The 6,686-nt window shown below is 67.2% G+C and carries 7 protein-coding genes; 4 read left to right on the forward strand and 3 right to left on the reverse strand.

Annotation, left to right across the window (positions count from 1 at the left end; translation table 11 throughout):
* Positions 1-24 precede the first annotated feature (24 nt).
* From OPU66_RS08375 to OPU66_RS08385, 3 genes are all read left to right on the forward strand, one after another.
* Positions 25-384, forward strand: a complete 360-nt coding sequence (locus OPU66_RS08375; protein ID WP_498553167.1) for an FtsB family cell division protein — start codon at positions 25-27, stop codon at positions 382-384.
* Positions 385-477: 93 nt separating this feature from the next.
* The gene (gene pdhA / locus OPU66_RS08380; RefSeq protein WP_498553168.1) at positions 478-1,530 is read left to right on the forward strand and encodes a pyruvate dehydrogenase (acetyl-transferring) E1 component subunit alpha; all 1,053 of its coding nucleotides are present in this window, start codon (positions 478-480) and stop codon (positions 1,528-1,530) included.
* Positions 1,530-2,891 carry a pyruvate dehydrogenase complex E1 component subunit beta gene (locus OPU66_RS08385; protein WP_498553169.1) on the forward strand — a complete coding sequence of 454 codons (1,362 nt, stop codon included), beginning with the start codon at positions 1,530-1,532 and terminating at the stop codon, positions 2,889-2,891. Before pdhA ends, OPU66_RS08385 begins: the two co-directional genes overlap by 1 nt.
* 52 nt (positions 2,892-2,943) lie before the next feature.
* On the opposite strand, the gene OPU66_RS08390 is transcribed toward OPU66_RS08385, so the two are convergent.
* Genes OPU66_RS08390 through OPU66_RS08400 form a run of 3 tightly spaced genes read right to left on the reverse strand, consistent with a single transcriptional unit; the run spans position 2,944 to position 6,022 of the window.
* Complete coding sequence (locus OPU66_RS08390; RefSeq protein ID WP_498553170.1) at positions 2,944-3,630, reverse strand: TadE/TadG family type IV pilus assembly protein; 687 nt, start codon at positions 3,628-3,630, stop codon at positions 2,944-2,946.
* Positions 3,631-3,638: 8 nt separating this feature from the next.
* A complete protein-coding gene (locus OPU66_RS08395) occupies positions 3,639-4,268 on the reverse strand; it encodes a TadE/TadG family type IV pilus assembly protein (protein ID WP_498553171.1) in 630 nt (209 codons plus the stop codon).
* Positions 4,268-6,022, reverse strand: a complete 1,755-nt coding sequence (locus OPU66_RS08400) for a Tad domain-containing protein (protein ID WP_498553172.1) — start codon at positions 6,020-6,022, stop codon at positions 4,268-4,270. The genes OPU66_RS08395 and OPU66_RS08400 overlap by 1 nt, the downstream gene beginning before the upstream one ends.
* 178 nt (positions 6,023-6,200) lie before the next feature.
* Here OPU66_RS08400 and OPU66_RS08405 point away from each other — a divergent pair.
* On the forward strand, positions 6,201-6,686 hold a 486-nt coding region (locus tag OPU66_RS08405), incomplete at its 3' end, for a squalene/phytoene synthase family protein (RefSeq protein WP_498553173.1).

Genomic DNA, 6,686 nt, shown 5'->3' on the forward strand with positions numbered 1-6,686 from the left:
ACTCGGCTGTGATTCAACGGGTTAATGGCTGGTCCCCGCAACGCCCTTCACCTGCTCCGATCCGTCGCCGGTCCGGCGGCGGCGCTGCTCGTGATCGGTTTTTTCGGGGGCTATGCGCTGGTCGGCCCCAATGGCGTGCTGGCGCTTGGCGATTATCGCCGGGCGCTCGCCGCGCGTGAGGCCGAGCTGGCGCGGGTCGAGGAACAGCGCCGGATCATCGCCAACCGCGTCGCGCTGCTCGACCCGAAAAAGGCCAATCCCGACATGGCCGACGAACTGATCCGCAAGGAACTCGGCCTCGTCCATCCCGACGAAATCATCATTCCGATGGACGAGCTGCCCGCCGCGCCGAACGCGCCTGACGCTACGACCGGCGGGCGCTGACCGGCGATCCAGCCGTTGCGATTCCGGTTGCGGGCGGACTATAGGCGTCGCTCACCAACCTCTCTCCAGCCCTCGACAGAAGGGGATATCATCTTGGCCAGAGCCGCAAAGCCCAAGGCAGCCGCCGCGCCGCCCGCCATCCCGAACCGCGAGCGTCCGCCCGAGCCGCAACGCTATCAGCCCGGCCGGGACGAACTGCTTGAGCTGTATCGCCAGATGCTGCTCATCCGCCGGTTCGAGGAAAAGGCCGGCCAGCTTTACGGGCTGGGGCTGATCGGCGGCTTCTGCCATCTCTATATCGGTCAGGAAGCGGTGGCCGTCGGCCTGCAATCGGCGCTGACGCCGGGGCTGGACAGCGTCATCACCGGCTACCGTGACCATGGCCATATGCTGGCTTACGGCATCGATCCCAAGGTCATCATGGCCGAGCTGACCGGCCGCGCCGCCGGCATTTCGCGCGGCAAGGGCGGGTCGATGCACATGTTCTCGACCGACCACCGTTTCTATGGCGGCCACGGCATTGTCGGCGCGCAGGTCAGCCTGGGCGCGGGGCTGGCGTTCAAGCATAAATATGCCGGCGATGGCGGCGTCTGCATGGCCTATTTCGGCGATGGCGCGGCCAATCAGGGCCAGGTCTATGAAAGCTTCAACATGGCCGAGCTGTGGAAGCTGCCGATCATCTTCGTGATCGAGAACAACCAATATGCGATGGGCACCAGCGTCAACCGCTCCTCGGCGGAAGACCAGCTCTACCGGCGCGGCGAAAGCTTCCGCATCCCCGGCATCCAGGTCGACGGGATGGACGTGCTCGCCTGTCGCGGTGCCGCCGAGGTCGCGCTCGACTGGGTGCGCAGCGGCAAGGGTCCGGTCATCCTCGAGATGAAGACCTATCGCTATCGCGGCCATTCCATGTCCGATCCGGCCAAATATCGCAGCCGTGACGAGGTGCAGTCGGTGAAGGAAAACTCCGACCCGATCGATCAGGCGGCGCGCGATCTGGCGGCGCTGGGCGTCACCGATGTCGAACTGAAGGACATTGACCGCGACATTCGCCGCATCGTCGGCGAAGCGGCCGATTTTGCCGAAACCATGCCCGAGCCGGACCTGTCCGAGCTTCACACCGATGTGCTGGTGGAAACCTACTGATGGCGATTGAACTGAAGATGCCGGCCCTGTCCCCGACCATGGAGGAAGGGACCCTTGCCCGCTGGCTGGTCAAGCCCGGCGATGCGGTGCGCTCCGGCGACATTCTGGCCGAGATCGAGACCGACAAGGCGACGATGGAGTTCGAGGCGGTCGACGAAGGCGTCGTCGCCGAGATTCTGGTCGCCGAAGGCACCGACAATGTGAAGGTCGGCACCGTCATCGCCACGCTGACCGGGGAAGGCGAAGCCGCCGCTCCGGCACCCGTCGCTGCGCCGGCTCCTGCACCCGCGCCGGCCCCGGCCCCGACCCCGGTTGCCAAGCCTGCCCCGGTCGCAGCTCCGGCGGCACCGCGCGCGGCCGAGGTGCCGGCGGGCACCGAAATGGTCCGCACCACGGTGCGCGAAGCGCTGCGCGATGCGATGGCCGAGGAAATGCGCCGCGACGAACGCGTGTTCGTGATGGGCGAAGAGGTCGCCGAATATCAGGGCGCCTACAAGGTCACTCAGGGGCTGCTCGACGAATTCGGGCCGCGCCGCGTGATCGACACGCCGATCACCGAATATGGCTTTGCCGGCATCGGCACCGGCGCGGCGATGGGCGGGCTGCGCCCGATTGTCGAGTTCATGACGTTCAACTTCGCCATGCAGGCGATCGACCACATCATCAACTCGGCGGCCAAGACCAACTATATGTCCGGCGGCCAGATGCGCTGCCCGATCGTGTTTCGCGGCCCGAACGGCGCGGCCAGCCGCGTGGCGGCGCAGCACAGCCAAAATTACGGACCCTGGTATGCCAGCGTCCCCGGCCTGGTGGTGATCGCGCCTTATGACGCGGCCGATGCCAAGGGGCTGCTCAAGGCGGCGATCCGCAGCGAGGATCCGGTCGTGTTCCTTGAAAACGAGCTGGTCTATGGCCGCAGCTTCGACGTGCCCCGGCTCGACGATTTTGTGCTGCCGATCGGCAAGGCGCGGATCGTGCGGCCGGGCCGCGACGTGACCATCGTCAGCTATTCGATCGGCGTCGGCATCGCGCTGGAAGCCGCCGAGCAGCTGGCGGGCGAGGGGATCGAGGCCGAAATCGTCGATCTGCGCACGCTGCGCCCGCTCGACCGGCAGACGGTGCTCGAAAGTCTGGCGCGCACCAACCGGCTGGTTGTGGTCGAGGAAGGCTGGCCGGTCTGTTCGATCGCGTCCGAAATCGCCGCGATTGCGATGGAGGACGGGTTCGACGATCTCGATGCCCCCGTGCTGCGCGTCACCAATGCCGATGTGCCGCTGCCCTATGCCGCCAATCTGGAAAAGGCGGCGATCGTCGACGCGGCGCGCGTCGTCGAGGCTGTCCGGCGGGTCTGCTACCGCTGATCCTGTGCCGCCCGGCGCATGCCGGGCGGCCCTGCTTGCACCGTGGCGCGGGTCAGACCGTGTGTTTGTCGCAGGTCAGCCGCGCATTGCCGACACTTGGCGTCGGATCGATGATGCCGGTGCCGTTATTGATGCTCAGGTCGCGCCGGTCGCGGACCACGAATGATGCGATATAGTGGATGCGCGGCCGCCCGATCAGCCAGCCGCCGAGCAGCGGCTGATACTGATAGTTGATTTCCACGAACATCACCGCCGATCCCGGTGGTGCTGTGACGCGCGAGCCGCTTGGCCCCATGCCGGTAAAGGCATTGCCGGTGGCCCCGTCGCCGGCCCGGCCATAGCTTGAATCCCAGCCCGCGCCCTGCCGCACCCCGAGGCAGCGCTGCCATTTGATCGTCTGCCCGCCCGAGGCATTGACCTCGACGCTCGACAGGGTGACGCGGCCATTCTGCAGCAGGCGGAACGACGCCCCCTGGATGCGCACCCCTTCGAGGACGTCGCTCAGATCGACCTCGCGCAGCTCCTGCAGATTGGTCTGGCGGTTGCTGCTGCCCGCGCGCGAGGCGTTGTCGGCCAGCGCCAGCGCAATCTGGCTGACGCGCATCTGCATCTGGGCGTAATTGCCCGCTTCGATGCCGAACATGCTCAGCCCCATAAAGGCCGGCAGGCTGAAGGCGAACTCGATATAGGCGACGCCGCGGGCATTGCCCGACAGGCGCGCGGCGAGGCGCGGGAGCATGGACCGGATCATGTGCATCGATTGACCACCGGTGCGACCGACTGGGCGGAAAAGGGCTGGTTCTTGAGCGCCGTCTGCACGACGATCTGTTCGGTGTTCGACAGGCCGAGCATCCGCCCGATCGGGAACAGCCGCGGATAGGTGACGGTGACGCGGTAGATGGTCACATCCTTTGCGCCGCCCTGTCCGGACCGGGCCGGGCGCGCATCCCACTGGCTGTTGCCGTTGATGTCGTCATAGCATTCGCCGGCGTCGCGGCGGCCATTGTTGTTGCTGTCGACAAACCGTTCGGGCTTGGTGGCGAGGAAGGTCGAATAAAACTCGCGGCTGGTCGTCACGGTCGCGTTGCGCAGCGCGGTCCCGACCTGCTGGCGGATGCGGTTGTCGAGCGCGCCGCCCCTTTCCGCACCGCCCTGGATCGTCGAATCGCGGCCCGAACGCTGCACCTCGCCCTCGACGATCGAGGTGACATAGGAGCGATAGGCGAAATCCATCCCGCCCAGCAGCATCAGCAGCATCGTCGGCGCGATCAGCGCAAACTCCATGATCGTCGAGCCGTTCTGGTCGGCGGCCAGATGATCGGCGCGCCGGGGCGCGGCCGGACGGCGGGCGGGCGGATGGGGGATGGGCCGGGCCATCACTTGGTCAGCCTCAGTTCGGCGATCAGCGAGGCGATTTCGCGGAACGCATCGCGCAGCTGGGTGGTGTTGGCGGCATAATAGGCCTTGCCCGGCGACGCGCACTGCTCAAGCCGTGTCGTCATGCTCTGCGAAAAGGCGATGACCCAGACGGTAATGCCCTTGGACTTGGCGGCCTCGCAGATCGCGCTGAACCGGGCATTGTGGCGGTCAGTCAGCTCGCTCGACGCCGCGCCGCCCAGCACCCGCTGGTCGCGGCGCTCATAGCCGTAAAGGCCGTAAATGTCCAAGTTCGGCGCCATGTCGCCATCGGTCATGAAGATCAGATGGCGGTTGGGCGGATCGCCATTGACGCGCGCGGCGGTGTCGGCCGCGAACGGGCCGGTGGGCGACAGGAAGCGCGCGCCCCAGATCATGCCGACATCATGATAGGTGCCGCCATGCGGGGTGAAATCGCTGGCGTTGACATAGTTGGACACGTCGGTCCGGGTCAGCTCGGCCAGCCGCTGCGCCTGCTTGACGCAGGTGTTGAAACCGCCGCGATTGTTGGCCGTGGTCGCGCGCCAGTCCAGGCTGCCATCGGCCGAGGTGTCGGTCCGGTCCTGTGGCGCGTTGTTGCTGCGGTTGTACATGACCTGGGGCCACATCGGCCGCCAGCGCGTCGCGCGTGAGCTGGGGATCAGATCGATGTCGAGATCGGCGGGCAGCGGATCGCCGAAGGTCGTGAGCGCGCTCGTCTGCCGTTCCTCGATGCAGCCCGCCCAGACCGGCGAGGTGACGCCCAGCTTGGTCGGATCGGGCACGGCGTTGCCCTGCACATAGCCCGAGATGTCGTGATCGACCGGTTCATAGCGCCAGATCGGCGTCAGGCTCTGCTGCCGGGTCGAACAGACGCCGGGGGCATTGCTGCCCGTCGCCGAACTCCAGCTATGGCCATAGGTCAACGTTGCCGGATAGCCGGTTGCCGGGCTGCGCAGTCGGTAGGCCGTGCAATCGGCCTGTGCCATGCGCGCGATCGACGGGCCTGTGGTCCAGGAACCGGTCGTCTGTTCGCCGTTCATCCGCCGCGACTGGTAGGTCCAGGTGTCGGTGACCATGTAGCTGGACGGCAGCAGCCGCCCGACATTCACGGTCGAGGTATAGGGCACAAAGCCGTAGCGGATGCGGGTCGACGGATCCTTGGCATTGGCGACGGTGTCGTAGAAATCGAGCACCGCGAGCTTCAGCCCGGCGATGCGCGAGCCGCTTTCTTCCGGCACCGCCCAGACATTGCCGACCTGAACGGCGGTGACCGAACCGGCATAGCTCTGGCAGCTCGACGTGCTGCGCGCCGGGGTGCAGGCCATCGAGCCGGTGGTGTCGAGCACGAACATGATGTCGGCATCGGGCACGTCGAACCGCGCCTCGCACGACACGTTGAGCGCACGCGCGCGGAAGCCGAACATGCCCATCACCGCCATCGGCACCGACACCGATGCCGTGCCGCGCACCTGTCCGTCGCCGGTGTCGGCGGGCGTGAACACCACATTGGTGGTGCGGAACCAGCCCGAGGTGAAGTTGTTGCGGAAAAACTGCTGCGCGCGCTCACGCGATGTGGAGTCGAGCGTGCCGCCGGTCATGAACTTGCGCCCCGCAAGCACGCCGGCGTCGCAGGCCTGTTGCAGGCGGGTGCGCACGACATACAGCCGTGCCATGTCGATCGCAGCCCCGGCAAACCCGGCGAGCGGGAACATGCCCGCAGCGATGATCGCCATGGTGTTGCCGGCCCGATTTGCGCGAAACCGTGCGAGGAACCCGGCGCTCGACCTATAAAGAGTGTCTGGTGCGGCCATGACTCTGCTTCTGCCCGGATCATGCGGCGACCCTGTTGCCGGTTATGCGTGCCGGCGGCTAAGCATGGGCTAACAGGCTTGGTTAACAGGATTTTGCCCTTTGGCTCCGCAAATTGCCGATCCCGAACGCCTGCTGGCGCTGGCCTATGTGCCCGCCGCCCGGCGGGGCACGCTCGCGCTGCTGTGGCAGCTGGACGAGCGGCTGGCGGGGATCGTCGCCACCACCACCCAACCGGCGATCGGCCAGATGCGGCTGACCTGGTGGCATCAGGCACTGGACGGGCTGGGCAGCGCGCCGGCCCCGGCCGAGCCGCTGCTGCAGGCGCTGGCCGCCGATCCGGCGGTCGTGCCCGGCCGGCTGCTGCCGCTGATCGATGGCTGGGAAGCGCTGCTGGACGGGCCGGCCCTCGACGAGGCGGGGCTTGCCCTCCATGCCGAAGCGCGCGGGGCGGCGCTGTTTGCGGCCGCGGCAGAGCTGCTGGGGCCGGGGCTGCTGCCCGCCGAGCAGATCGCCGCCGCCGGGCGGCTCTGGGCGCTGATCGATGCGGCGCGGCAGCTGAACGATCCCGCCAGCACCGCCCGCGCC

Source organism: Sphingomonas sp. URJC2 (assembly GCF_059803575.1).